The following is a 26,497-nucleotide window of genomic DNA, read 5'->3' on the forward strand; positions in this document are numbered from 1 at the left end:
GTTCAATGCACCCCGCGCATGGCATGATGGATAAAAGCTATCGCCTGGAGTGAAAGAAAGTTGAAGTGAATGCGTAGGAAGCACCGACTGAGGTCGTTCATCGCTGCCGGAATCATGGGGGCTGCCGCCCTCTTCGCCGTCCCGGCAGCTGGTGCTGATGAGCTTCCGGATATTCCCGCCTCCGTGGGGGAGGCGATCCAGCAGGGTTCTGACTATGCCCGTGCGGATGGCCCGAACTACCACTGGCGCAATGACACCTCCTCGCAGGTGCTGGCGAGTTCCGTGGGTGACCCGGTACTGCAGCGCGTGCAGGGAAGTTTCTTCGACTCCCCGGACATTCCCCAGGATTCCCATGACGCTCAGGCGCAGGGTTTCTCCCTCTACGGTCCGGGTACCCCGATCTTCGTCGGGGACACCATGATGTGCACCCTGGGTGTGGCGGGATATGATGCCGCCGGCCGGATGGTCGGTCTGACCGCCGGACACTGTGGCCAGCCTGGTGATGTGGTGATGTCGGCGGACTCCTGGGAGATCGGGGAATCCGGCAGGGTGGTCAGTTCGAACGCGGCCCAGGACTTCTCGGTGATCCAGTTCGGGGGCAACGCCCGCATCACCAACAGCTACAACGGCTTCCGGGTGGACTCAGTGGGCGGCGCCGCCCCCGCCGCCGGTGAGACCCTCTGCAAGCAGGGGGTGGCCACCGGTCACAGCTGCGGCAATGTCTGGACCGCGAATAACTCGATGACCATCGCTCAGGTCTGCGCCATGCAGGGTGATTCCGGGGCCCCGGTGATGCGTGGGCGCCAGATGGTCGGCATGGTGTCCGGCGGTCTGCTGCCTTACTACCAGCTGCAGTGCCAGACTCCGCTGCAGGGTCAGCTGTTCATGCCCACCGTGATCACCAACATGAACGCCATCCTCGCCACCCTCAACGCCAGCGGTGGCGTCGGGGCTGGCTTCCGCGTCGCAGGATAGCGGGAATCGGCTAGGAGAACTGGGCCAACACGGCGTCGTGAAGCACGCCGTTGGTGGCCACCGCGTCACCACCGTGCGGGCCGGAGACCCCGGCCAGGGAACTGAAGGTGCCGCCGGCTTCCTCCACGAGGATGGCCAGGGCGGCCAGGTCCCAGAGGGAGACCTCGGGTTCGGCGGCGATGTCCACCGCACCCTCGGCGACGAGACAGTAGGAGAAGAAATCTCCGTAGCCCCGCAGTCGCCAGGTCTCATCGCTCAAGGCCACAAACTTTTCCCGTAGCCCCCGCTCCTGCCAGCCCGAGAGGGATGAGAAGGAGAGGGAGGCATCGGAAAGGTCGTTGACCTTGGAGACCTGCAGGCGCTTGGGGGAGCCGCCGCTGAAGGTGCGGAAGGCACCGCTGTCCTTGGCTGCGTACCAGCGGCGGGCCAGGGCCGGGGCGGAGATGACACCAACCACCGGGACACCGTCCTCGAGCAGGGAAATCAGGGTCGCCCACACGGGCACCCCCCGAACGTAGTTCTTGGTGCCGTCAATGGGGTCAATGACCCACTGGCGGCCGGAATGTTCCACCTCGCCACCGAATTCCTCCCCGAGGAGGGCATCTGCGGGGCGGGCTTCGCTGAGCTTCGCACGCAGCGCCTCCTCGCAGGCGAGGTCCGCATCCGAGACCGGGGTCATGTCCGGCTTGGATTCAATCGCCAGGTCAGTGGCCTCAAAACGGTCCAGGGTGATGCCATCGGCGATATCAGCCAGCTCCAGGGCAAGAGCGAGATCATCTGCATAGTGATACATGAAAGCTCATTCTAGTTGGCTAACCTTCCAGAAGGGCGACCACCTGGGAAACCGCCTGGGAGTTGCCGGCGATGCACCAGGTGACCCCACCTGCCTCCACCTTGGTTCCGGTGCCGCCGGCACCCTCAACCAGGGCCAGGCCCGGCAGCCAGTCCCAATCCGCCACGGAGTGCTGCATCCACACATCCAGGGTGCCATCGGCGACCGAACCCAGATCCACCGAAGCCGAACCCAGCATGCGGACGGTGGCGAATTCGCTGGCCACCCCCAGCCAGGCTGCGCGGATCGCATCATCCTTCATGAACTGGGGATGCAGGTAGGTTCCCAGGCAGAGCTGGTCGACGGGGGCGTCGACAAGCTTCTCCACTCCCTGTCCGTCCCGGGTGGTCGGCTGGGTGAGGCCGCCGAACCAGGTGTACCCCATGGCGGGGCGATGAACCGCCCCGAGCAGAACCTGACTGGGGTTGGTCGGGTCGCCTTCAACCAGGGCGAGAGCGGAGCACCAGTAGTCATTGCCGGCGGCGAAGTTGTAGGTCCCGTCCACCGGGTCGATGATCCAGGTGCGGCCGGAGGTGCTGGCGCGGCTGGCACCCTCCTCGCCGATGATGCCGTCCTCCGGGCGGAGCGCCTCCAACACCCCGGAGACGAACTGCTCAGCACCACGGTCAGCATCGGTGACCAGGTCAGACACCGAGGTCTTGAACTCGGTGTCCACCCCGGCCTCACGCATCCGCCAGGCCATCCGGGCGGCGTTGTAGACCAGGGACTGGGCCAAGTGCTCATCAGAGTCCTGCTCGTGGGCGATGATGAAGGTCTTGGTCACGGCACTGATCATGTCCGGAAAAGATTGAGGAGAGGTCATGATCTCCATTGTGCCCTCTGACACCTCAAGGTTCCGCTTGAGCACCGGGATAAGGGGGTGTCCGGCGGGGCAGGTATATTTGTCTCCATGCGACCGGAAATCACCTCAGCGCTCAATGAACTAGACGCCACCCTGAGCACCATCGAGAAAGTGATGGACCCCGAGGAGATGTCCGACCGGGTCCGCGAACTCGAGGCCCAGGCCTCCGACCCCTCCCTCTGGGACGACCCCGACCATGCCCAGGGGGTCACCTCGGAACTCTCCGCGGTGCAGTCCCGCCTGCGCAAGATCACCGACCTGCGACAGCGCGTCGCGGATCTGCCGGTGATGTACGAACTGGGCGAGGACGAGGAGGGCGGCGAGGAGATGGCTGACGCCGAGCTGGCGGAACTCCGTGAGGAGATCGAGGCCCTCGAGGTCAAGACCATGCTCTCCGGGGAATATGACCAGCGTGAAGCCGTGATCAACATCCGTTCCGGCGCCGGTGGTGTGGATGCCGCCGACTGGGCCGAGATGCTGATGCGCATGTACGTCCGCTGGGCGGAGAAGAACGGCCACAAGGTCGACATCTACGACATCTCCTACGCCGAGGAAGCCGGCATCAAGTCCGCCACTTTCGTGGTGCACGGTGACTACATGTACGGCCAGCTCTCCGTGGAGCAGGGTGCCCACCGCCTGGTGCGCATCAGCCCCTTCGACAATCAGGGCCGCCGCCAGACCTCCTTCGCCGAGGTTGAGGTGCTGCCGGTGGTGGAGAAGGTGGACTCCATCGACATCCCCGACAATGAGGTGCGGGTGGATGTCTACCGTTCCTCTGGCCCGGGTGGCCAGTCGGTGAACACCACCGACTCCGCGGTCCGCCTGACCCACATCCCCACCGGCATCGTGGTGACCTGTCAGAACGAGAAGTCCCAGATCCAGAACAAGGCCTCTGCCATGCGGGTGCTCCAGGCCAAGCTGCTGGAGAAGAAGCGTCAGGAAGAACGCGCCGAAATGGATGCCCTCGGTGCCGGTGGCAACGCCTCCTGGGGAAATCAGATGCGCTCCTATGTCCTGCACCCCTATCAGATGGTCAAGGATCTGCGGAATGACTTCGAGGTCAATGACCCCTCCAAGGTGCTGGGTGGTGAGATCGACGGTTTCCTGGAAGCCGGTATTCGTTGGCGCATGTCGCAGCAGCAGAAATCAGGGGCCTGATTTTGCGCCTGGGTTGGGTACGGTGTCTTAGGTGATCACGTTTGACTCGGTGACGAAGGTCTATAAAACTTCCCCGCGCCCCGCCCTGGACAATCTCTCCCTGCAGATCGACAAGGGGGAGTTCGTCTTTCTCATCGGCCCCTCCGGCTCCGGCAAGTCCACCTTCCTGCAGCTGCTGGTCCGGGAGGAGAATCTCACCTCCGGAAATATCCACCTCGATGATGTCCACGTCAACACGCTGCGGGGGCGGAAGATCAATGAGCTGCGGCAGCGGATCGGCTACGTCTTCCAGGACTTCAAGCTGCTACCCAAGCTCAACGTCCACGATAATGTGGCCTTCGCCCTCGAGGTGATCGGGAAGAAGCGCGCCACCATCAACAAACTGGTGCCGGAAACCCTCGACATGGTCGGGCTGGGTGGTAAAGCCAACCGCATGCCCCATGAACTTTCCGGGGGTGAACAGCAGCGCGTGGCCATTGCGCGGGCTTCCGTCAACCGCCCCCTGGTACTTCTGGCGGATGAGCCCACCGGCAACCTCGACCCGGAGACCGCCGATGAGATCATGAACCTGCTCACCCAGATCAACCGGGGCGGCACCACCGTCATCATGTCCACGCACAATGCCCGCGCCGTGGATGAGCTGCGCCGCCGGGTGATCGAATTATCGCTGGGCAAGCTGGTGCGTGATGACGCCCGCGGTATCTACGGCGAATCCCGATAGGGGAGAGGAAGCACAAAGATGAGACTCGGCTTCGTTCTCCGCGAAACTTTCCGCGGCCTGGGCCGCAACATCACCATGACCGTGGCGCTGGTGATCACCACCGCCATTTCCCTGGCGCTGCTGGCCACGGGCTTTGTGGTCACCAAGGTCACCGATGACACCAAGGATATCTACCTCGACCGGGTCGAGGTGATGGTGCAGTTCGACCAGGACACCTCCGCCAATGACGAGGACTGCTCCAGCGAGGCCTGCCTCGAGGTCCGGGAGCTTCTCGACGGCGCGGAGGGCATCGAGGCACTGATCTTCCGCTCCCAGGAGCAGTCCTACCAGCGCTTCGTCGAGGTCTTCGAGCTCACCGACCCCCAGCTGGTCGCCGAAACCTCACCCGATGCCCTGCCCGCGGCCCTGCACATCAGGCTCGCCGACCCCCTGGACACCACCCCGCTGGATCCGGTGCGGGAACTTCCCCAGGTTGATGCGGTGGTGGATCAGGCCGATGACCTGCGTGGGGCGGTGGAGAATCTGGATGCGGTGCGCTGGGCCACCTTCGCCATCGCCGCGGTCCAGGCCCTGGCCGCCATCTTCCTGATCGCCAACATGGTGCAGATGACCGCCTATAACCGCCGCGATGAAATGGCGATCATGCGCATGGTGGGAGCCTCCCGCTGGTACACCCAGACCCCCTTCATCCTGGAAGCCGTGATCGCCAGCCTCCTGGGTTCCGTATTCGCGGGCCTCGGGCTTTTCCTGGGCAAGGAATTCCTGGTGGATAAAGCCCTCAGCGGTCTCTATGACGCCCGGCTGATCGCCCCGGTGCAGAGCGGCGACATCTGGGCGGTGATCCCGGTGATCACGGTCATCGGGGTGCTGCTTTCGGTGATCACCGCAGAAATCACCTTGCGCTTCTACGTGCGTAAATAAGTGGGTCTGTAGAGTCATAGGGGTTATGGCAAAAAAGAAGAAGACGACCAATAAGGCCGGTGCCGACGGTCAGGTCGTGGCCAGCAACCGAAAAGCCCGCCACGACTACACGATCCTCGACACCTATGAGTGCGGCATCGTGCTGCTCGGCACCGAGATCAAGTCGCTCCGCGAGGGTAAGGCATCGCTTGTCGACGCCTTCGCCACCATCGATGGTGGTGAGGTCTGGCTCCGAAACCTCCACGTCCCGGAATACACTATGGGAACCTGGACCAACCACTCGCCGAAGCGTACCCGCAAACTGCTGCTCCACCGCCGTGAGATCGACACCCTCATGGGTAAGGTCCGCGACGGCAATAAAACCCTGATTCCGCTGAAGCTCTACTTCAAGGACGGCCGCCTCAAGGTGGAACTCGGCCTGGCGCAGGGTAAGCAGGACTATGACAAACGACAGGACATCAAACGTCGTACCGAGGAAAGAGAAGTGACCCGCGAACTGGGCCGCCGCATCAAGGGGATCAAGGGTTGAGTATCCACGCGGTCAATGTCCGGGACCTCGAAAGTGCTGATGCACCCGGGGTGAAGGTTCTGGTGGACCGGATCTGGCCGCGTGGCATAAAGAAAACCGAGCTCGGCCATGATGAATGGCTGAAGGAGGCGGCACCCTCCACCGAACTGCGCAAGTGGTTCAACCATGATCCCCAACGCTTCCCGGAGTTCGCGCGGCGCTACCGCACTGAACTGGAGGCCGCTCAGTCGGAAGCTAATGCGGATCTGGTTAAGCTCAAGAAACTGGTGGGGGAGGGGGATATTGTTCTGCTGTACTCCGCCCGGGACCGGGAACACAACCAGGCCGTGGTGCTCGCCGAATGGCTGTCATCCTGATCTTGTGCTATCTCCCCGGGTGAGTTATCATGAACCATCCACCGGGAAGAACGCAGCATCCCAACCGGTGGGATACGGGGCTGATTATGGTTTCGACTTCGTATATTAAGCCAGGGGAAGCGTGCCGGTGCAGGCTGGTGACCACCGTAAGCGTCGCAGCAAAATGATAAGCGCCGAGAATACTCAGCGCGACTACGCCCTCGCTGCCTAAGTAGCGACCGCGTGTCTGTCAGCCCGGTTAGGTCCCTGATCCGGTGTCTGGCAACGACTAGAGGGACTTGCTGTTCAGCCGTGTCAACGGGGCTGAACGGGACTTCACACCGCTGACTGGGCCCATCATCCGGAACGAGTTCGTCCGCGCCGGAGGGCCGAGTAGAGATCCCGCGCGAACTGCGCACGGAGAAGCCCTGGCGAGGTAACGGAGGACCCGGGTTCAATTCCCGGCAGCTCCACCAAAGGTAAAACCCCCGGTCGATAGTGACCGGGGGTTTTGTCGTATCTACGGGTGAATCTGCCGCAGGGTTGCCAATGTCCCAGGCTGTCCCTTTCGCAATCTGCGGGGTTATCTCCTCGTGTTCGGAATGACCTTTTTCGGGAGTGTAATGGTGACTCTAGCGATTGGGAAGTATGGGTGTGAGTCAATCTACCCCCACGAGAATAAATGCCTGGTCTAACATGAGGGGATAAAAGGGCAGCTAGAGGGCTATTTGCTCAGTATTTTGGGGAATGTTCATTTAACCAAGGCTTGGCTAAGTTTGAAGGCTGTGTTAGTTTCCATAAACGTAACCTAACCTCACTAAAACAACATGCCTGGGGCTCCTCGGGGAGCCTTCAGTGCATTGAAAAAGGATGTCATGGCGCACACTCGTTTCAAGCTGGTTTCCCTCGTCACCGCCGCTGCACTGGCACTGGCAAGCTGCTCCTCCACCGAGGAGAGCACTGAGGCAGATAACACCACCGCCGCCGCTGAGACCAGCACCCTGAGCGTCGAAGACAACCACGGCACCGTTGAGGTTCCGCAGCCGGCCACCGCCGTCGCCGCGACCGATAACCGCGCCTTCGAGCTGCTGGACCGTTGGGGTGTCGATCTGGTTGCCGCTCCGGTGGCTCTGGTTCCCTTCACCGTGAGCGGCTACAAGGAAGATGAGTCCATCGCCGACATGGGTTCCCACCGTGAGCCCAACCTGGAGGCCCTGACCGCCGCGCAGCCGGACCTGATCATCAACGGTCAGCGTTTCGCCCAGTATTACGATGACATCTCCACCCTGAACCCGGATGCCGCCATCGTCGAGCTGGACCCCCGCGACGATGAGGCCCTGGACCGGGAGCTGATCCGTCAGGCTGAGGCTCTCGGTGAGATCTTCGGCGAGGAAGAGGACGCAGCTGTGCTGGTCGGGGAGTTCGAGGATGCCCTTGAGCGTGCCAAGACCGCCTACCAGGCAATCTCCGACAAGACCGTCATGGCCGTCAACGTCTCCGGTGGCAACATCGGCTACATCGCCCCCTCCGTCGGCCGCACCTACGGCCCGATCTTCGATCTGGTCGGCCTGACCCCGGCCCTGGAGGTCGACAGCGCCTCCGACGATCACGAGGGTGATGACATCAACGTCGAGGCAATCGCCCAGTCCAACCCGGACATCCTGCTGGTCCTGGACCGTGATGGCGGCACCAACACCCGCGATGAGGCCGAGTACGTCGCGGCTGAGAATGTCATCTCCGAGAATGAGGCGCTCTCCAACGTCGCCGCCATCCAGGATGACGTGGTGTACTACGCTCCGGCTGACACCTACACCAACGAGAACATCATCACCTACACCGAAATCCTCAACGGTCTGGCCGATCTCTTCGAAGGTGCGGCTAAGTAAGTAGGACGAAGGATTCCCCTCGGGGGAACCTGGGTGCTTCCTGCTGAATTCGGGAGGCTGTCTCGTTCCATCGAGACAGCCTTCTTTTCCATTTAAAGCACCATCTATCATTAGTTGTGGTTAGCCAAACTTAAAATCCGAGTGCCACAGTAGAAATCAAGGTATTCCGCATGTTCAACGCCAATCGGCGTGCCGAGACCAGAAGGAGGGTGTGAGTCAATGTCCACCGCTTCTGCTGCGTCACCCCGGCCAGCGCAAGAAATTCCGAATGAGCAACGAGGACAGACTCGCGCCAAACTCTTCGACTGGAAATTGCTCCTCGGCATCCTGGCTGTCGCAGGATTGCTCTTCATCTCCCTCTTCACCGGTCAATATGACATCTTCGGTGGTGAGGACGGCACCCTGATGTTTGAGGCGGTGCGTATCCCGCGCACCATCTCTCTGGTGCTGGCGGGCGCGGCCATGGCGATGTCCGGCCTGGTTATGCAGCTGCTCACCCAGAACCGCTTCGTGGAACCATCCACCACCGGCACCACGGAATGGGCGGGCCTGGGCCTGCTCTTCGTGATGTACTTCGTGCCGGCCGCCACCATCCTGGACCGGATGTTCGGTGCCGTGGTCTTCTCCTTCATCGGAACCATGGTCTTCTTCCTCTTCCTGCGCCGGGTGACCCTGAAGTCCTCACTGATCGTCCCGATCATCGGCATCATGCTCGGTGCGGTGGTCAGTTCCGTCTCGACCTTCTTCGCCCTGCAGACCGATATGCTCCAGCAGCTCGGTATCTGGTTCGCCGGTTCCTTCAATACGGTTTACCGCGGTCAGTATGAGGTCCTGTGGATCGTGCTCATCGTCGTGATCGCGGTGTTCTTCTTCGCTGACCGCCTCACCGTGGCCGGAATGGGCGAGGAGATCGCCACCAATGTGGGCCTGAACTACAACCGCATGATCCTGATCGGCACCGGCCTGATCGCGATCGCCACCGGTGTGGTCACCGTGGTCGTCGGCAGTCTGCCTTTCCTGGGGCTGATCGTGCCCAATATCGTCTCGATGTTTCGTGGCGATGACCTACGCTCCAACCTGCCCTGGGTCTGTCTGGCAGGCATTGCGGTGGTCACCCTCTGTGACATCATCGCCCGCCTGATCATCGCCCCCTTCGAGGTTCCGGTGTCGGTGGTTCTCGGCATCATCGGTGCCGTGGTCTTCGTCTATCTGATCGTGAGGCGGCGTGACCGTGGCTGATAACTCGGAAAAAACGCTTATCGACGCCGCGGAGCGCCGCACCGTCCCACGGCCCCGCAGCGCAGGTGCCTTCCAGGGCACCAAGGCGCGACGTAGGTACTGGATCATCCTCGGTGCGATGATCCTTGCCGCTGTGGTCTTCACCTGGGGTCTGATCTGGTGGGATAACCCGATGCCGGTGGGGCACCCCGGTTTTGTGCTGATCGCGGAACGACGGATGGAGTCCGTCTTCGTCATGGCGATCGTCGCGGTCTGTCAGGCGCTGGCGACCGTCTCCTTCCAGACCGTGACCAATAACCGCATCATCACTCCTTCGATCATGGGTTTTGAGGCGCTCTACACGGTCATCCACACCACCACGGTCTTTCTTTTCGGTGCCACTGCACTGCTGGCCACCCGTAACCTGGAGATGTTCCTCGGCCAGATGGCGGTCATGGTGCTGTTGAGCCTGGCGCTCTACTCCTGGCTGCTGACCGGCAAGCGTGGCAACATGCACGCGATGCTGCTGGTCGGCATCGTCATCGGCGGCGGACTGGGTTCTCTCTCCACCTTCATGCAGCGTGCCCTGACACCCTCCGAATTCGATGTGCTCTCCGCACGTCTCTTCGGATCCGTCAACAATGCCGAGACCGAGTACTTTCCGATCGCCATCCCGCTGGTTCTCATCGCCGGCGTGCTGCTGGTGCTGAACTCCCGGAACCTCAATGTGGTTTCCCTGGGTCGGGACACCACCACCAACCTGGGAATGAACCACCGTCGGAACTCGATCTACACCCTGATCCTGGTGTCGGTCCTCATGGCGGTTTCCACCTCCCTGGTCGGGCCGATGACCTTCCTCGGATTCTTGGTGGCCACCCTGGCCTATCAGTTCGCGGACACCTATGATCACCGCTATATCTTCCCGATGGCCGTGCTGCTCGGTTTCGTGGTGCTCACCGGCTCCTACTTCATCATGAACCACATCTTCAATGCGCAGGGCGTTGTCTCGATCATCATCGAGCTGATCGGTGGCTCTGTGTTCCTCATCGTCATTCTCAGAAAGGGCCGACTGTGATCACGCTAAAGAACGTCAAGAAGGACTACTCCAGCTCAGTCAAGATCGGCCCGGTGAACCTGGAGATCCCCTCCGGCGGACTCACTGCCCTGGTCGGACCCAATGGTGCCGGCAAGTCGACCCTGCTCACCATGGTGGGCCGACTGCTGGGAATGGACGAAGGCGAGATCAAGGTCGGTCAGTACGATGTTTCCTCCACCAGCTCCAAGGACCTGGCGAAGATCATCTCCATTCTCCGGCAGGAGAATCACTTCGTCACCAAGCTGACGGTTCGCCAGCTGGTGGGCTTCGGCCGTTTCCCCTACAGCAAGGGACGTCTGAATAAGGAAGACGAGGAGATCATCTCCCGCTACATCGACTTCCTGAACCTGACTGAGCTGGAGAACCGCTATCTTGATCAGCTCTCCGGTGGTCAGCGTCAGCGCGCCTACGTAGCCATGGTTCTCTGCCAGGAAACCGAATACGTTCTCCTCGATGAGCCACTCAACAACCTTGACATCGCCCACTCGGTGGAGATGATGAAACATCTTGAGCATGCCGCCCGGGAATTCGGCCGCACCATCATCGTGGTTCTCCACGACATTAACTTTGCCGCCCGCTACGCCGACTACATCATCGCGATCAAGTACGGAAAGCTGGAGAAGATGGGAACTCCGGAAGAGATCATGCAGGATGAGATCCTCAGCGAGATCTTCAATACTCCCATTCAGGTGATTGATGGGCCGCACGGAAAGATCGCGGCTTATCACTAGAGAATGAACAACGGCTGCCACTTCCCCAGGGAAGTGGCAGCCGTTTAATGCTTTCCAGGCCTTCGAAAGGCCGAAGATGAACTTCCAGGTTCGCTTCGGTGTGGATGAGGAATCGTCTATACCTGGCGTGACCTGGTGATTTGTGGGAAATTGGGAAGGTATGTAGATTAATGCCCTGTCGCCGCAACGAGGTGTTACACCGAGTTGAAGCGAAGATGAACCCGAAGTTGACATTCTCTGAATGTCGGGAGTAGGGTTGCAATTCAGCCGCAGAAACACCTGCCCCATGATAATGGGTGTGAGTGCTGTGTGTGAATGTTGTGTGAGAACTCAATAGTGTGCCATTTTATTTTTTGTTTGTCGTGGCCTGCCTGCATCCGGTTTGGGTGTGGTGGGTCGGGTCATACCGGGTGTGAGAGATCGTTGCTTGCACTGTAAATCATGGGCCGCATCTTTCGGGGTGGGGTCAGTCGGTATGGTTGACTAAGTTTTTATGTCGGATCCCCGTTTGTTTTTCCCCGTCAGGGAAGGGGGGGTCTGATGGTTGATCAGTAATTTTTTGGATGAATTGCCAGTGGCCTGTTCCTCTTTGTGGGGGGTGGGTCGTGGTTTGTTTGTCAGGTTGTCGGGCTTTTCAGTCTGATTGATCGGCGTCCTTCGGGGTGTTGGTTGTCTTTTATGGAGAGTTTGATCCTGGCTCAGGACGAACGCTGGCGGCGTGCTTAACACATGCAAGTCGAACGGAAAGGCCCCTTCGGGGGTACTCGAGTGGCGAACGGGTGAGTAACACGTGGGTGATCTGCCCCGCACTTCGGGATAAGCCTGGGAAACTGGGTCTAATACCGGATAGGACCGCATCGTGGAGGTGTGGTGGAAAGATTTTTCGGTGTGGGATGAGCTCGCGGCCTATCAGCTTGTTGGTGGGGTAATGGCCTACCAAGGCGTCGACGGGTAGCCGGCCTGAGAGGGTGGACGGCCACATTGGGACTGAGATACGGCCCAGACTCCTACGGGAGGCAGCAGTGGGGAATATTGCACAATGGGCGGAAGCCTGATGCAGCGACGCCGCGTGGGGGATGAAGGCCTTCGGGTTGTAAACTCCTTTCGCCAGGGACGAAGCCGCAAGGTGACGGTACCTGGATAAGAAGCACCGGCTAACTACGTGCCAGCAGCCGCGGTAATACGTAGGGTGCGAGCGTTGTCCGGAATTACTGGGCGTAAAGAGCTCGTAGGTGGTTTGTCGCGTCGTCTGTGAAATTCCGGGGCTTAACTCCGGGCGTGCAGGCGATACGGGCATAACTTGAGTGCTGTAGGGGAGACTGGAATTCCTGGTGTAGCGGTGATATGCGCAGATATCAGGAGGAACACCAATGGCGAAGGCAGGTCTCTGGGCAGTAACTGACGCTGAGGAGCGAAAGCATGGGTAGCGAACAGGATTAGATACCCTGGTAGTCCATGCCGTAAACGGTGGGCGCTAGGTGTAGGGGACTTCCACGTCTTCTGTGCCGTAGCTAACGCATTAAGCGCCCCGCCTGGGGAGTACGGCCGCAAGGCTAAAACTCAAAGGAATTGACGGGGGCCCGCACAAGCGGCGGAGCATGTGGATTAATTCGATGCAACGCGAAGAACCTTACCTGGGCTTGACATGGACCAGATCGGCGTAGAGATACGTCTTCCCTTGTGGCTGGTTCACAGGTGGTGCATGGTTGTCGTCAGCTCGTGTCGTGAGATGTTGGGTTAAGTCCCGCAACGAGCGCAACCCTTGTCTTATGTTGCCAGCACGTTATGGTGGGGACTCATGAGAAACTGCCGGGGTCAACTCGGAGGAAGGTGGGGATGACGTCAAATCATCATGCCCCTTATGTCCAGGGCTTCACACATGCTACAATGGTCGGTACAGCAGGTCGCGAACCCGTGAGGGTAAGCTAATCCTTCAAAGCCGGCCTCAGTTCGGATTGGGGTCTGCAACTCGACCCCATGAAGTCGGAGTCGCTAGTAATCGCAGATCAGCAACGCTGCGGTGAATACGTTCCCGGGCCTTGTACACACCGCCCGTCACGTCATGAAAGTTGGTAACACCCGAAGCCAGTGGCCCAACCGTAAGGGGGGAGCTGTCGAAGGTGGGATCGGCGATTGGGACGAAGTCGTAACAAGGTAGCCGTACCGGAAGGTGCGGCTGGATCACCTCCTTTCTAAGGAGCTTTAGAAAATCCTTTCATCCACTGTGTGGGTGGGGTACACCGGTTGGTGGTCACGTTTGTTGGCCCGCCGGCATTTTAATCGGGTGGATATGATTCCCCACGCTTGGATGCGTGGTCGATGAGCAAAAGATAACTCACTGTCTGACGGTGGTGGGGTGGCATGCTGTTGGGTGTCTGGGACAACATTTTTGTTCCGTGACTGATCATCTACGTATCAGGTGTCTCGTCTTCGGGTGGGGTGTGTGGTGGTGGGTGGTGTGTTGTGTGAGAACTGTATAGTGGACGCGAGCATCTTTATTCTTGTTGTAAGTAAGCAATTTCATCGCGACCTTGTCGTGATAGAAGTTTTGTGTGTGTTTTTTAAGGGCACACGGTGGATGCCTTGGCATACTGAGCCGATGAAGGACGTGAGAGGCTGCGTTATGCCTCGGGGAGTTGCCAACTAAGCGTTGATCCGAGGATGTCCGAATGGGGAAACCCGGCTGTCGTTATGGGCGGTCACCCTTCCATGAATTCATAGTGGTTGTGGGGGTTACGCGGGGAAGTGAAACATCTCAGTACCCGCAGGAAAAGAAAACAATAGTGATTCCGTGAGTAGCGGCGAGCGAAAATGGATTAGTGGCTAAACCTGTGATGTGTGATACCTGGTAGGGGTTGCATTGTGGGGGTTGTGGGATTTAAGCGTGTCTGGTCTACCAGCCGGGCGCAGGGTGCACGGTGTTAGCGGAAGTGGTTTGGGATGACCTGCCGGAGAGGGTGAGAGTCCCGTACGTGAAGACACTGTGTTTCTTGTTGTTTATGTCCCGAGTAGCAGCGGGCTCGTGGAATCTGCTGTGAATCTGCCGGGACCACCCGGTAAGCCTGAATACTCAGTATGACCGATAGCGGATTAGTACCGTGAGGGAATGGTGAAAAGTACCCCGGGAGGGGAGTGAAATAGTACCTGAAACCGTGTGCTTACAATCCGTCAGAGCTGTAATAGGTGATGGCGTGCCTTTTGAAGAATGAGCCTGCGAGTCAGCGGCATGTCGCGAGGTTAACCCGTTGAGTGGGGTAGTCGTAGCGAAAGCGAATACTAACTAGTGTGTTTTAGTGGCATGTCCTGGACCCGAAGCGGGGTGATCTACCCATGGCCAGTGTGAAGCGATGGTAAGACGTCGTGGAGGCGCGAACCCACTTAGGTTGAAAACTGAGGGGATGAGTTGTGGGTAGGGGTGAAAGGCCAATCAAACTCCGTGATAGCTGGTTCTCCCCGAAATGCATTTAGGTGCAGCGTTGTGTGGTGCTTGCCGGAGGTAGAGCTACTGGTTGGTTGAGCGGGACTACAATCTTAGCAATGTCAGCCAAACTCCGAATGCCGGTTTAAGTTAGCGCAGCAGTGAGACTGTGGGGGATAAGCTTCATAGTCGAGAGGGAAACAGCCCAGATCGCCGGTTAAGGCCCCTAAGGGTGTACTAAGTGGAAAAGGATGTGGGATCGCGAAGACAGCCAGGAGGTTGGCTTAGAAGCAGCCATCCTTGAAAGAGTGCGTAATAGCTCACTGGTCGAGTGGTTCTGCGCCGACAATGTAGTGGGGCTCAAGTACACCGCCGAAGCCGCGGCAATGATATTTATATTATTGGGTAGGGGAGCGTCGTGCACGGGGTGAAGCGCTTGGGTGACCGGGTGTGGACTGTGTGCGAGTGAGAATGCAGGCATGAGTAACGAATTGATGAGTGAGAATCTCATCCGCCGGATGACTAAGGGTTCCTGGGTCAAGTTCGTCTTCCCAGGGTGAGTCGGGGCCTAAGGCGAGGCCGTCAGGCGTAGTCGATGGATAACGGGTTGATATTCCCGTACCCGAGTGTGTGCGCCCATGGTGAATCAGTGATACTAACCACCCATAATCCTTCGGATGTCATCTTTGATGGTGTCTGTCGGGGCGTGCGTGGAGCCTGAGCTGGTAGTAGCTAAGTGATGGGGTGACGCAGTGAGGTAGCCGAGCCACTTATTGGATTGTGGTGTAAGCGTGTAGCACGGGTTGGTAGGTAAATCCGCCGGCCCAGGTGTGTGAGGCGTGATGCGTAGCCCTTCGGGGTGATGTTGGTGATCCTGTACTGTCGAGAAAAGCCTCTAGCGAGTGCACATTCGGCCCGTACCCTAAACCGACACAGGTAGTCAGGTAGAGAATACTAAGGCGTTCGGGTGAACTGTGGTTAAGGAACTCGGCAAAATGCCCCCGTAACTTCGGGAGAAGGGGGGCCATGGCTGGTGACGGGTTTTACACCTTGAGCTGGTTGTGGTCGCAGAGAATAGAGGGAAGCGACTGTTTATTAAAAACACAGGTCCGTGCGAAAACGTTTAAGTTGAGGTATACGGACTGACGCCTGCCCGGTGCTGGAAGGTTAAGAGGACCGGTTAGCTCATTTATGGGCGAAGCTGAGAATTTAAGCCCCAGTAAACGGCGGTGGTAACTATAACCATCCTAAGGTAGCGAAATTCCTTGTCGGGTAAGTTCCGACCTGCACGAATGGCGTAACGACTTCCCTGCTGTCTCAACCACAGGCCCGGTGAAATTGCAGTACGAGTAAAGATGCTCGTTACGCGCGGCAGGACGAAAAGACCCCGGGACCTTCACTATAGCTTGGTATTGGTGTTCGGTTCGGTTTGTGTAGGATAGGTGGGAGACTTAGATCACATGACGCTAGTTGTGTGGGAGTCGTTGTTGAAATACCACTCTGATCGGATTGAACATCTAACTTTGGCCCATGATCTGGGTTGGGGACAGTGCCTGGTGGGTAGTTTAACTGGGGCGGTTGCCTCCTAAATGGTAACGGAGGCGCCCAAAGGTTTCCTCAGCCTGGTTGGTAATCAGGTGGTGAGTGTAAGTGCACAAGGGAGCTTGACTGTGAGAGTGACAGCTCGAACAGGGACGAAAGTCGGGACTAGTGATCCGGCACCTACTTGTGGATGTGGTGTCGCTCAACGGATAAAAGGTACCCCGGGGATAACAGGCTGATCTTCCCCAAGAGTCCATATCGACGGGATGGTTTGGCACCTCGATGTCGGCTCGTCGCATCCTGGGGCTGGAGTAGGTCCCAAGGGTTGGGCTGTTCGCCCATTAAAGCGGCACGCGAGCTGGGTTTAGAACGTCGTGAGACAGTTCGGTCTCTATCCGCCGTGCGCGTTGAAACTTGAAGAAGGCTGTCCCTAGTACGAGAGGACCGGGACGGACGTACCTCTAGTGTGCCAGTTGTTCCGCCAGGGGCAGGGCTGGTTGGCTACGTACGGGAGGGATAACCGCTGAAAGCATCTAAGCGGGAAGCCTGTTTTGAGATGAGGTTTCTTTTGAGGTTCCCTATAGATTATGGGGTTGATAGGCCGGATCTGGACGCATCGTAAGGTGTGGAGGTGACCGGTACTAATTTACCGATAACACACATATATCTGCTGGCCCTTGGGGTTGGTGGTTGTGCGTAACTTGTAACGAGTGATCTTGAGGGTTGCTTCGCGTCCACTGTGCAGTGTCTGACACGACACGCATCCCCCTGTGTGGTGGGGTGTGGTTGGTTCGTGTTGTTTGAGTGTGTTGGTGGTTTATTGCGGCGGGGTCACGCCCGGTCCCTTTCCGAACCCGGAAGCTAAGCCCGTTCGCGCTGATGGTACTGCACCTGGGAGGGTGTGGGAGAGTAGGTCGCTGCCAACCTTTAACTTCATGCAAGAAAAAACAAGGGGTAGGCCCCGGGAAGAGAACATGGTTTCTCTTCCCGGGGCCTACCTCTTTTTTCGTATCCCACAAAAACCTGGGACAGCCCCACTGGGGGAGTGCAGCCAACCCAGGAAAACCTAGGAGCCCAGGGCTTCTCGCAGTCGCTTTGCGGCCTCAGCCATGGTGGCCGGCTGTTTGCAGAAGGCGAAGCGGACTTTCGTCTGCCAGAGCTCAGGATAGTCAGTGAACACCTGGACGGGGATGGCTGCCACACCGGCCTTCTCGGGCAGCTGGAGACAGAACTCCACCCCGTCCTCATAACCCAGGGGAGAGATATCTGCGATGAGAAAATAGGTGCCCTGGCTTGCTGCCACCTCGAAACCGACCTCCAGCAGCACCTCCCTCAACAGATCCCTTTCTCGCTGCAGCCCGCTGACCATCTCGGTGACCCAACTTTCCTCGGCATCCAGGGCATGCGCCACGGCCGCCTGGAAAGGAGTGGCACCCACATAGGACATAAACTGCTTGGCCTTGAGGACGGCGTCGAGAAGCGGGGCGGGGGCCAACGCCCAACCGGTCTTCCATCCGGTGGCGTTGAAGGTCTTGGCGGCCGAGGAGACGGTGACGGTGCGTTCCCGCATGCCCGGCAGCATCGCCATGGCGGTGTGGGTGGAAGCATCGAAGGTGAGGTACTCATAGACCTCATCGGAAAGCAGCAGGAGATCATGCTCGACCACCACCTCGGCCAGCTCCGCCAGGTCTGCTGCCCCGAAGACCGAGCCGGTGGGGTTATGGGGGCTGTTCAGGATGATCATCGAGGTCTTTTCGGTGATCGCGGAACGGATAGCCGCGATATCCGGGGCCCAGCTGTTGCCGCTGGTTTTCAACGGGACGGGGATGCGCACGGCGTCGGCAAGCGCGATGGCTGCGGCGTAGGCATCATAGTAGGGCTCCAGGAGGATCACCTCGGACCCCGGTTCCACCAGCCCGAGGACAGTAGCGGTGATCGCCTCAGTGGCTCCCACGGTCACCAGGACCTCGCTGGCGGGATCATAGTCGATACCGTAGCGGCGGGAGCGCTGCCGGGCGATGGCCTCACGGAGCCGGGATTCTCCCCGACCGGGGCCGTACTGGTTACTGCCCGCCCGGATCTGCGCCACGGCGGTGTCAAGCATGGAAGAAGGGCCATCAGAGTCAGGGAATCCCTGCCCCAGGTTGATGGCCCGGTGTGCCACGGCCCTTGCGGTCATCGTGGCGAAGATGGTTTCAGTAAAGGGCTGGAGGCGTTTGACTACCTGATTCATAACCCCCGAGCTTAGAGGAAAACCCTAGAGCACCAGCATGTTGTAGCGGGTTCCCTTGACCTCTTCATAACGGTTGCGGTGCTTCTCCAGAAGTACCCACTGTTCATGGGGGATGGACTTGCGGGCCTCGTTGACCACATCCTTGTCCTTGGTTCCCCAGGTGATCGGCATGGGCAGAATCTGCAGCCAGTGGTGGGGATCCTTGGTGGCACGCTGACCATGGACAGCGGCCACGGGCACCTGGGTGCCCACCTTGTTCTGGTGCACTCCGGTGCGGTTGATGGTGCGCAGCGCCAGCCCCCACCGCGGCGGGATCTGGGGATCCACGTTGGTGTTGACCAGGGCCATGATCACCGCATCCCGGGCGTTGGCCTCCACGATGATGGCCGGGGCCAGGGGATAACGGTCGTAGAGCTCCTGGGGGCTGCCCATCTTCTGCGGTGCCACGAAGGTCACCCCGAGGAAGATCAGGGCCAGCACGGCGAAGACCAGGCCACTGATCCAACCCCAGGCGGCACCATCGGCCAACCACCACATGACCCCACCAAAAACCAGCAGCACCAGTGAGAAGATGCTGCCGGAGAGTTTGAAGCGGTTGTTGTCCCGCAGCATCTCATTGTTTTCCTTGGCGTAGGCCTCATCGACCTCGAACTTGAATACCTTCACTGGAGTTCTTCCTCAGCTGCATCAGCTGCGTCGTTGTTTTCACTGATCTGTGTGTCCTCGGCCGGCAGGGGAGGAACCACCAGGTCCTCGGCGTCGAGGATGCGGTAGGCATAACCCTGCTCGGCGAGGAACCGCTGGCGGTGGGCGGCGTACTCCGCGTCCAGGCTGTCCCGGCTGACCACGGAGTAGAAGTGGGCCTCCCCACCATCGGCCTTGGGGCGGAGGAGACGACCCAGACGCTGGGCTTCCTCCTGTCGGGAACCAAAGGTACCCGAGACCTGGATCGCCACGGCGGCCTCGGGCAGGTCGATGGAGAAATTCGCCACCTTGCTGACCACCAGCACCGAGACTTCCCCGGAACGGAATTTATCGAAGAGTTCCTGGCGTTTCTTATTGGAGGTCTTGCCCTCAATCACCGGCGCCTGGAAACGGGCCGAAAGTTCCTCCAGCTGATCCAGGTAGGCACCGATGATCAGGGTGGGCTGCCCGGGATGTTGTGCCAGGAGCTTCTCCACCACCCTCAGCTTCGAACCCGCACAGGCCGCCAGGCGGTAGCGGTCCGCACTTTCCGCGGTGGCATAGACCATCCGCTCCGATTCGCTCATCGTGGTGCGGACCTCCACGCATTCCGCGGTGGCGATGAAACCCTGGGCCTCAATGTCCTTCCAGGGGGCATCATAACGTTTCGGCCCGATCAGCGAGAAGACATCACCCTCCCGACCGTCCTCCCGCACCAGGGTGGCGGTCAGTCCCAGGCGACGCCGGGACTGCAGGTCGGAGGTCATCCGGAACACCGGGGCGGGCAGGAGGTGCACCTCGTCGTAGATGATCAGGCCCCAGTCGCGGGAGTCGAAGAGCTCCAGTGCCCGGTACTCACCCTTGGTTTTGCGGGTGACCACCTGATAGGTGGCAATTGTCACCGGGCGGATCTCCTTCTTTTCGCCGGAGTACTCGCCGATCTCATCCTCGGTGAGCGTGGTGCGCTTGATCAGTTCATCCCGCCACTGTCGGCCGGCCACCGTATTGGTCACCAGGATCAGGGTGGTGGCCTGGGCGCGAGCCATGGATGCCGCACCGACCATGGTTTTACCGGCACCGCAGGGCAGCACCACCACCCCGGAACCACCCTCCCAGAAAGAATCAGCGGCATAGCGCTGATAGTCACGCAGCTCCCAGTCCTCATTCTCGGTGGACAGGGCGATGGGGTGGGCTTCACCGTCGACATATCCGGCCAGGTCCTCCGCCGGCCAGCCCACCTTCAGCAGTTCCTGTTTCAACCGCCCCCGCTCAGAGGGGTGGACCAGGATGCTCTCGGGGTCGATCGGGGCGCCGAGCATCGGCTTGATCTTCTTGTGGCGCTGCAGTTCCGCCAGGATGGCGGGCTCCGCAGACTCCAGGAGCAGGCCGTGGGCGGGGTGCTTGTGCAGGCGGACCCGGCCATAGCGCGACATTGTCTCCGCGACGTCGATAAGCAGTGCCTGGGGCACCGGGAAGCGGGAGTAGCGTTCCAGCACATCCACCACCTGCTCCGCATCATGCCCGGCGGCGCGGGCATTCCACAGCGCGAGCGGGGTGATGCGGTAGGTGTGGACATGCTCAGGTGCGCGCTCCAGCTCCGCGAAGGGGGCGAGCGCGGCGCGTGCGTCAGCGGCCAGGGCGTGGTCGATCTCAAGCAGCACGGTTTTGTCGGACTGGACGATCAGGGGGCCGTCACCGAAGCCCAAATTTCCTCCTTGAAGGGGATCAGATGCCAAATGCACTCATTATGTCACTGACATGGGCCAAAGCGGAACCAGGTGTCTACCCCGGCTTCTCATCCACGATCACCTCGGTGATGCGGTGCAGGGTGAAGCGGTGTGCCGAACCACTCACCGGGTCCACCGCATCCACCTGACCCCCGCCCACCTTGATCGGCCGGACCACACGCTGCACCGCCACACCCTGCTTATCGACGAACCCGAGGGTCACAGTCCGTCCCGCCCGTGCCGCGGCCTGCAGCACGGGCAGGGGATCGTTCAGGGGTGCCCCCGGTTTTTCGGCATCTTCGGCCCGCCTGATGGCGGCGACAGCAGCCCTGATCCGGGTTTCATCCAGGGGCTGCGGCCGGATAGTGGGGCGCGTCTTCACATTCACCCTGGCCGCAGGTGGGCGGATGTCCAGGCTGGCCCCACTGGTGTCCTCGGCCACCGCGTGGATCCCCTGCTCCCTCAGGGCAGCGATGACCCGGGCCAGGGGAGCCTGGGCGATCACGATGGTCGGGGCGATCTGGCGCAACCCCAGCAGCTCTGCGGCAGGGGAGTTGCCTACCTGGGCCATCACCGCCGGATCATCACAACGCAGGTAGCTCATCGCAGGCCCACCCCGCAGGGTGCCGTGACGGCGGGCGACATCATCAATCAGGTAGCTGATGGACTGTGGCACCTCACCCAGGGAATGATCACTGAGGAAGTCCTTGAGATCTTCCGAACTCCGACCGGTGTCCATGGCGCGGCGGAGGGAGTTTTCCGTGACCCGGTAGATGCTGGCCAGTCCGGCGGACTCCAATTCCGCCAGCAGATCCAGCTCCGCCTGCAGCTCACGCGGCAGGGGACCCGGCGCCATGATCGTCATGTCCGCCTGGGGAATCACCTTCTCCACGGTGCCCGGGGTGATCTCAGCGGCGATCTCCGCCGGATCCTCACCCGCCACCAGGGCGCGGAGCACCGAGGTGGCCACCCCACCGGAGAGCGCACCGATCCAACGGGCCTCGGCCAGCAGCTCCTGAGCCATGGTGGTACCGATCCGCAGGGCCGCCACGGGGGCTGAGAAATGCAGATCCGCCAGCACCTCATCCTCACTCAGGGCGGTGCCGATGGCGGGGCGGGTCAGTTGGGAGCACAGCAGGCGACGGGTCTCCGGGAGATGTTCCCGACGTGAGTTCTCCGAAAGCAGGCGGTCCTCCTCCTGCCAGGTGTCCCAGGTGGAGGTCCACCAGCCGCGCAGCAGCAGGGACCAGCGAGTAGCCAGATCCGCATCCAGCCACTCCTCAACAGCTGGGGTGGGTGCCAGATGATCGCCGCTCTCACCTGCCGGCTCCCCGCGACCCAGCAGACCCGCGGCCTCACCCAGGCACACCAGGCGGATCAGATCTGCCTCGGAAAGGTCCAGGTCCCGCGCCAGTTTCGTGGCCGCCCGAACCCCGACATCACCATCCTTGAGCAGGGCCACCGGCTGGGCACCCAGCAGATCAATCAGCTGGTGCAGCTGGCGGGCCACCTCCAGACCGGCCGCCGCCCCGGACTGATCCGCCCGGGTCTGGGCCCGGGCATCCGGTTGCCCCGCCGCAAACCTGGGGGAGGGGAGCAGCGGTACCTCCAGCTCCCCCTCCCCCCGCATGATGCGTCGGATGTTCAGCGGCAGACCGACGGTCTCTGCATCAATGCGGGTGAGTAGGCCGGCGGCAATCAACTGGGGGATCGGCCGGGTGGGATCCGCATCCGGGGCGGCATCCCGGGTCAGCCCACGCCCCCCGGAGTTATTGAGGGTGTCCAGCACCTTCCGCTGGCGCAGATCCAACTCCGCCAGGAGCTCCCCGATCCGGGCGGCGGAGAGTCGGCTTTCATCGGCCGCGGGGAGCAGCTGCCAGTCCGCCGGCAGGGATGTCATGGCTTCGGCCACCAGCTGCAACCGGCCCTCGCCGAAGAGCAACGCCCGTTCCCGCAGACCCTGGATCGCCTCCTCGATGAGCCCACCGGGGGCATCAGGGCTCCGGGACTGGAACTCCTTCACCACTTCGGGGGCACTCACCGGATGAAGTTCCGCCCCCACGTCAGCTGCCGCCTCCAGGACCGCCAGATGCAGGGCATCCAGGGTCCGCACCGCCCGGGACACTGAGGCGCGAAGCCTTAAACGTGCAGCTAGGGGGCCGAAACCAGGAGGAAGGGGAAGGACCGCATCGGGGCGGGAGCGCAGAATAACTGCCAGCTGTTCATCCTCCAGATGGGAGAGCCAGCTCCGGAAATCTTCGTCACCAGGGCCCTGAGAGCGGGAATTTTTCATGGTATGAGGAACTTGAACCCTTCTTAAGTTACTTTTTGTGCCGGTATTTGACAGAATAGGGCTTATGGCAAACGTTGAGAAGAAGGGCTATGTCGATCCGGGCTGGCCGAAGCAGGTCCCGGGTGGCGGACATGTAGTCACCGAAATTAACTCCCTCCTCGCCGGAGCTTCCAGCCCCTATGGCGATGACATCGTATTCCCGGTTCCCCATGAGGCGACCGGCTACGTCCACCCCTACACCCGCTTAAGCCGGGACTGACCTTTTCAGCAGATATCCCCGCCCCACCGGAATTCTCCCGGTGGGGCGGGGATATCTGTCTCTGTGGTCCCGTGTTGAAGGACTCCAGCCCACGCAAAAACCGGATCCGAACCCCCTCTGGGGGCTCAGATCCGGCTGCAGGTACCAGCGGACTTACACCAGGACGGAGTCGATGACCTCGCGGTTGGCGGTGTAGAAGGAGTTGAAGTCGTGGCGGTTGGCGGCGTAGTAGGACTCAACCTGTGCCGGGACACCCACACCGTAGGAGGCGAAGGTTTCGCGCAGCAGACCGTAGACGGCGTCGACGGCGAGGGCATCGTCCTGGGAGCTGCTCTCGGCGACAGCGGCGGTGGCCTCAGCGACGACCTGCTGGACCTGCGCCGGGGCATCGGCGGCGACATCCCGGGGGGTCGGGGCGGAGTTCAGGCCCAGACGTGCGGAGCAGGCCGGCCATGCGCCCCAACCCTGGCCGGCGAGGGTGCGCTCGGCGACAGCGATCTGCTGCTCCCGGGTGGCCTGGTAGGCGTAGGGGGCGAACTGGGTGCCGCCGTAGGCAGCCCAGGTGGAGGGGGAGAACTGGAGACCACCGTGGTAACCGTTACCGGTGTTGATCTTCCAGTTGCCGCCGGCCTCGCACTGTGCCAGTCGATCCCAGTCGGAGTCCGGGGCGGCGGTTGCGGTCGGTGCCATGATGGTGGCTGCTGCGCCGAATGCGGCGGTGGAAGCGGCGATCTTGGCGAAGGTAGCGGACTTGCTGTTGTGACGTGCCATGAAAAAGGATTCCTCTCATTGTCCGCCTGCGAGGTGAGCTGTCGGGTTCGGGCTGTGAGGATTCAGACTGCCCGGCCGCGTGCTGCGGCTTCACCCCAAGGAGGTTGTCCTCCGGTGCGGATGGTTCCGCGGTGGGTTCCCCGCCCCTGTCTGTAATGTCGATGTTCAGTTTCAATGAGCGGCTATTTCCGCCGCTCTGACGGGTTATCGTGCACATCTTCCGGGGCCCGTCCGACGCTCAGACAGGGTTAGGCGTTAGCGTCGGCGGGGATCATTCCCCTTGTGCCTGCCGACCACAATAACGTTTTATAACGTTTGAGTCACGTTAAAGGCGCGGAATGATTCCTAAAGGGGAAAAGGGGGAATAACGGCGCAGGTCAAAGCGTTATGGAAACGGGTGTGATTTGTATCTCATGCGTGATTTTTGTGCTTCAGGGGGGTGGTTATCCCGGGGTGTATAATCACTGCTTCATGTCATTCAAGGAATCGCCTGCGGCAAAGATCTTCCGCCGCGCTGATTCATAGAGAAAGCGGTGAGATCAAGTGCCGATTGGCAAGGTGAAGTGGTACGACGCCGGTAAAGGCTTCGGTTTTGTCTCTAACCCGGGGGACGAGGACGTCTACGTGGGCAAGCAGGTGCTGCCGGAGGGCGTTGAAGAACTCCACCCCGGTCAGCGCATTGAGTTTGATTTCGCGGCAGGTCGTCGGGGCCCCCAGGCGCTCCGCGTCCGGGTACTGGAGGAACCGAAGGCACGCCGTCCCCAGCACAAGTACCAGCCGGAGGAACTGCACAGCATGATCTCGGACCTGGTGACCCTGCTTGAGCTCAAGGTGCAGCCGGATCTGCGTTCGGGTCGTTACCCGGAGCGTAAGGCCGGCCACCAGGTGGCGGAGATCCTGCGGGCCGTGGCCCGCGAACTCGACGTCTGACCCCCAAGAGGGGTTCACGTCAGCCCAGCTAATTCTCCACGGCCTCGCCCTGGGTGTTGAGGGACCAGACGACGCTCAAGGGAGTTTCCTCCCCATCAGCGTCCGTGCCAATCATCACGGCGGACACCTCAACCACCACCAGGCGGGGCCGTTCTGCATTCCCTTCTTCGACCGGATCCACCGACCCGGGGATCTCCGCGCTGTCCGCGTCATAACCGGCATGCAGGATCTGGTCATTGGCGGCCGGATCATCGTAGATGCTCAGCAGGGACCACTCCCCGCGGTGCACCTCCTCGGGGATCTCCAGCTCCAGGGTCTCACCGGGGCCGACCTCAAGGGCGGGGATATCACCCTCCTCACACTCGGTGCCCGGCTCACAGGCGAGGTAGGGGAGAAGTTCAATCTCCTGCTCGCCGACCCGGGCGGTGAGGGAGATCTCCGCCGGTTCTGGTCCGGGACGGTTATTCCACCAGGTCTGCACCAGCACAGAGGCGACCACCACGATCACCACGGCGATGATCAGGGTGAGCACCCGCAGCAGTGACTTCTTCTTGGCTTTCTTAGGACTGACCATGATCATCCATCCTAGGCGGAGGGTACGAAACGAACCTCGTAGAGGTCCGGCCAGCGTTTACCGCCCAACAGGAAGCTCCCATTATCCAGGTGGGCGATGCCGTTGAGGACGTGGTTGGGGTCCGGGGTGGCGTTATTGGGCAGGTTGGCGGCGTCAATGACGGCGGTGACCTCCCCGCTCAGGGCGTCGATACGCATGATCTCGGTGCTCAGGAAAACATTGGCGTAGACCTCATCTCCCACGCACTCCAGCTCATTGAGCCCCTCCACGGGCACACCCTCCAAGGTGACCCGAGTTTGTTCGCGGAGCTCAAAGGTCTCCGGATCAAGGCGGGAGAGAGCGGCGGAACCATCAGAGAGCAGCAGCTCATCCTGGCGGGAGCAGATTCCCCAGCCTTCGGTGCTGAGGGGGTAGCGGCCCAGCTCCGCCAGGCTTCCGGCATCGCGCCGGATGGCAACCCCGTCCTGCCAGGTCAGCTGCCAGAGGTCCGCTCCGGCCACGGTGACGCCCTCCCCGAAGAAAGCGGGGTCCAGGTCCACGGACTGCAGTTCCTCACCCTCAGGGGTGACGCGGTAGAGCCGGGACTCACCCACCATTCCGGTGGCCACCAGCAGATTGCCCTGCTCATCCACCTCCAGACCCTGGGTGAAACTCCGCTCATCGAAGGGGTGCACCTGGATGATCTCCGGTTCCAGGTACTGCACCCCGGTTTCGGCCGGGGTGGCGGCACCGGAGGCGCAGGAACTGAGCATCGGGAGCAGGCTCAGGGCAGCAAGAATTTTAGGCATGTGCAGGGGCATGT

At 60.7% G+C, this 26,497-nt stretch carries 21 protein-coding genes, 3 rRNA genes, 1 other RNA gene and 1 riboswitch; of the genes, 16 read left to right on the top strand and 9 right to left on the bottom strand.

All coding sequences use genetic code 11. The features are described from left to right. Positions 1–69 precede the first annotated feature (69 nt). A complete protein-coding gene (locus COCCU_RS03565; RefSeq protein WP_231598846.1) occupies positions 70–975 on the top strand; it encodes a S1 family peptidase in 906 nt (301 codons plus the stop codon). A 10-nt stretch (positions 976–985) separates the two neighbouring features. Here the strand turns inward: COCCU_RS03565 and hisN are convergent, their stop codons facing one another. Further along, positions 986–1,768, bottom strand: coding sequence for a histidinol-phosphatase (gene hisN / locus COCCU_RS03570; protein WP_156230255.1), 783 nt, complete (start codon positions 1,766–1,768; stop codon positions 986–988). Positions 1,769–1,787: 19 nt separating this feature from the next. Further along, positions 1,788–2,639, bottom strand: a complete 852-nt coding sequence (locus COCCU_RS03575; protein ID WP_156230256.1) for an inositol monophosphatase family protein — start codon at positions 2,637–2,639, stop codon at positions 1,788–1,790. A 78-nt stretch (positions 2,640–2,717) separates the two neighbouring features. Here COCCU_RS03575 and prfB point away from each other — a divergent pair, with 78 nt between their 5' ends. The 13 genes from prfB (at position 2,718) to rrf (ending at position 17,150) form a co-directional block, all read left to right on the top strand. Beyond that, a complete protein-coding gene (gene prfB / locus COCCU_RS03580) occupies positions 2,718–3,827 on the top strand; it encodes a peptide chain release factor 2 (RefSeq protein WP_156230257.1) in 1,110 nt (369 codons plus the stop codon). Positions 3,828–3,858: 31 nt separating this feature from the next. After that, the gene (gene ftsE / locus COCCU_RS03585) at positions 3,859–4,548 is read left to right on the top strand and encodes a cell division ATP-binding protein FtsE (protein ID WP_156230258.1); all 690 of its coding nucleotides are present in this window, start codon (positions 3,859–3,861) and stop codon (positions 4,546–4,548) included. A gap of 18 nt (positions 4,549–4,566) precedes the next feature. Further along, the gene (gene ftsX / locus COCCU_RS03590) at positions 4,567–5,469 is read left to right on the top strand and encodes a permease-like cell division protein FtsX (RefSeq protein WP_156230259.1); all 903 of its coding nucleotides are present in this window, start codon (positions 4,567–4,569) and stop codon (positions 5,467–5,469) included. Positions 5,470–5,494: 25 nt separating this feature from the next. After that, positions 5,495–5,998 (top strand): SsrA-binding protein SmpB, encoded by a 504-nt coding sequence (gene smpB, locus COCCU_RS03595; RefSeq protein WP_156230260.1) that lies wholly within the window; start codon positions 5,495–5,497, stop codon positions 5,996–5,998. Then, on the top strand, positions 5,995–6,354 hold the full coding sequence (locus tag COCCU_RS03600; RefSeq protein ID WP_156230261.1) for a DUF488 domain-containing protein: 360 nt from the start codon (positions 5,995–5,997) through the stop codon (positions 6,352–6,354). The genes smpB and COCCU_RS03600 overlap by 4 nt, the downstream gene beginning before the upstream one ends. Positions 6,355–6,430: 76 nt before the next feature. Next, positions 6,431–6,809: a transfer-messenger RNA gene (gene ssrA / locus COCCU_RS03605) on the top strand. Between the two features lie 399 nt (positions 6,810–7,208). Next, a complete protein-coding gene (locus tag COCCU_RS03610) occupies positions 7,209–8,219 on the top strand; it encodes a siderophore ABC transporter substrate-binding protein (RefSeq protein WP_156230262.1) in 1,011 nt (336 codons plus the stop codon). Between the two features lie 219 nt (positions 8,220–8,438). Then, entirely contained in the window at positions 8,439–9,458 is a 1,020-nt protein-coding gene (locus tag COCCU_RS03615) for an ABC transporter permease (RefSeq protein WP_156230263.1), read from the top strand. A 19-nt stretch (positions 9,459–9,477) separates the two neighbouring features. Continuing rightward, entirely contained in the window at positions 9,478–10,512 is a 1,035-nt protein-coding gene (locus COCCU_RS03620; protein WP_231598913.1) for an iron chelate uptake ABC transporter family permease subunit, read from the top strand. Then, a complete protein-coding gene (locus tag COCCU_RS03625; RefSeq protein WP_156230265.1) occupies positions 10,509–11,264 on the top strand; it encodes an iron ABC transporter ATP-binding protein in 756 nt (251 codons plus the stop codon). Before COCCU_RS03620 ends, COCCU_RS03625 begins: the two co-directional genes overlap by 4 nt. A gap of 675 nt (positions 11,265–11,939) precedes the next feature. Beyond that, positions 11,940–13,456: ribosomal RNA gene (locus tag COCCU_RS03630) — 16S ribosomal RNA — on the top strand. A 359-nt stretch (positions 13,457–13,815) separates the two neighbouring features. Next, a 23S ribosomal RNA gene (locus COCCU_RS03635) occupies positions 13,816–16,890 on the top strand. 142 nt (positions 16,891–17,032) lie between these two features. Continuing rightward, positions 17,033–17,150 (top strand): 5S ribosomal RNA (rrf, locus tag COCCU_RS03640). The 16S, 23S and 5S rRNA genes sit together here, the layout of an rRNA operon. A gap of 140 nt (positions 17,151–17,290) precedes the next feature. On the opposite strand, the gene COCCU_RS03645 is transcribed toward rrf, so the two are convergent. The 4 genes from COCCU_RS03645 to COCCU_RS03660 all read right to left on the bottom strand — a co-directional run bounded on the left by COCCU_RS03645 (position 17,291) and on the right by COCCU_RS03660 (position 23,161). Then, the gene (locus tag COCCU_RS03645; protein WP_156230266.1) at positions 17,291–18,457 is read right to left on the bottom strand and encodes a pyridoxal phosphate-dependent aminotransferase; all 1,167 of its coding nucleotides are present in this window, start codon (positions 18,455–18,457) and stop codon (positions 17,291–17,293) included. Positions 18,458–18,481: 24 nt separating this feature from the next. After that, complete coding sequence (locus tag COCCU_RS03650) at positions 18,482–19,123, bottom strand: DUF3239 domain-containing protein (protein ID WP_156230267.1); 642 nt, start codon at positions 19,121–19,123, stop codon at positions 18,482–18,484. Further along, positions 19,120–20,847, bottom strand: a complete 1,728-nt coding sequence (locus COCCU_RS03655) for a DNA repair helicase XPB (RefSeq protein WP_156230268.1) — start codon at positions 20,845–20,847, stop codon at positions 19,120–19,122. Before COCCU_RS03655 ends, COCCU_RS03650 begins: the two co-directional genes overlap by 4 nt. A 76-nt stretch (positions 20,848–20,923) precedes the next feature. Continuing rightward, positions 20,924–23,161, bottom strand: a complete 2,238-nt coding sequence (locus tag COCCU_RS03660; protein ID WP_156230269.1) for a helicase-associated domain-containing protein — start codon at positions 23,159–23,161, stop codon at positions 20,924–20,926. 64 nt (positions 23,162–23,225) lie between these two features. On the opposite strand from COCCU_RS03660, the gene COCCU_RS03665 reads away from it, so the two are divergent. Continuing rightward, entirely contained in the window at positions 23,226–23,420 is a 195-nt protein-coding gene (locus COCCU_RS03665; RefSeq protein ID WP_156230270.1) for a hypothetical protein, read from the top strand. Between the two features lie 153 nt (positions 23,421–23,573). Here the strand turns inward: COCCU_RS03665 and COCCU_RS03670 are convergent, their stop codons facing one another. Then, entirely contained in the window at positions 23,574–24,191 is a 618-nt protein-coding gene (locus COCCU_RS03670) for a resuscitation-promoting factor Rpf1 domain-containing protein (protein WP_156230271.1), read from the bottom strand. Between the two features lie 7 nt (positions 24,192–24,198). Continuing rightward, positions 24,199–24,365, bottom strand: a riboswitch (cyclic di-AMP (ydaO/yuaA leader). 369 nt (positions 24,366–24,734) lie between these two features. On the opposite strand from COCCU_RS03670, the gene COCCU_RS03675 reads away from it, so the two are divergent. Further along, positions 24,735–25,121 (top strand): cold-shock protein, encoded by a 387-nt coding sequence (locus COCCU_RS03675; RefSeq protein ID WP_156230272.1) that lies wholly within the window; start codon positions 24,735–24,737, stop codon positions 25,119–25,121. A gap of 28 nt (positions 25,122–25,149) precedes the next feature. Here the strand turns inward: COCCU_RS03675 and COCCU_RS03680 are convergent, their stop codons facing one another. Both COCCU_RS03680 and COCCU_RS03685 read right to left on the bottom strand, forming a co-directional pair. Further along, the gene (locus COCCU_RS03680; protein WP_156230273.1) at positions 25,150–25,695 is read right to left on the bottom strand and encodes a DUF2771 domain-containing protein; all 546 of its coding nucleotides are present in this window, start codon (positions 25,693–25,695) and stop codon (positions 25,150–25,152) included. Positions 25,696–25,706: 11 nt separating this feature from the next. Beyond that, entirely contained in the window at positions 25,707–26,483 is a 777-nt protein-coding gene (locus COCCU_RS03685; protein ID WP_156230274.1) for a glutaminyl-peptide cyclotransferase, read from the bottom strand. Positions 26,484–26,497 lie beyond the last annotated feature (14 nt).

The sequence above is a fragment of the Corynebacterium occultum genome, from assembly GCF_009734425.1.
Classification (GTDB): Bacteria; Actinomycetota; Actinomycetes; order Mycobacteriales; family Mycobacteriaceae; genus Corynebacterium; species Corynebacterium occultum.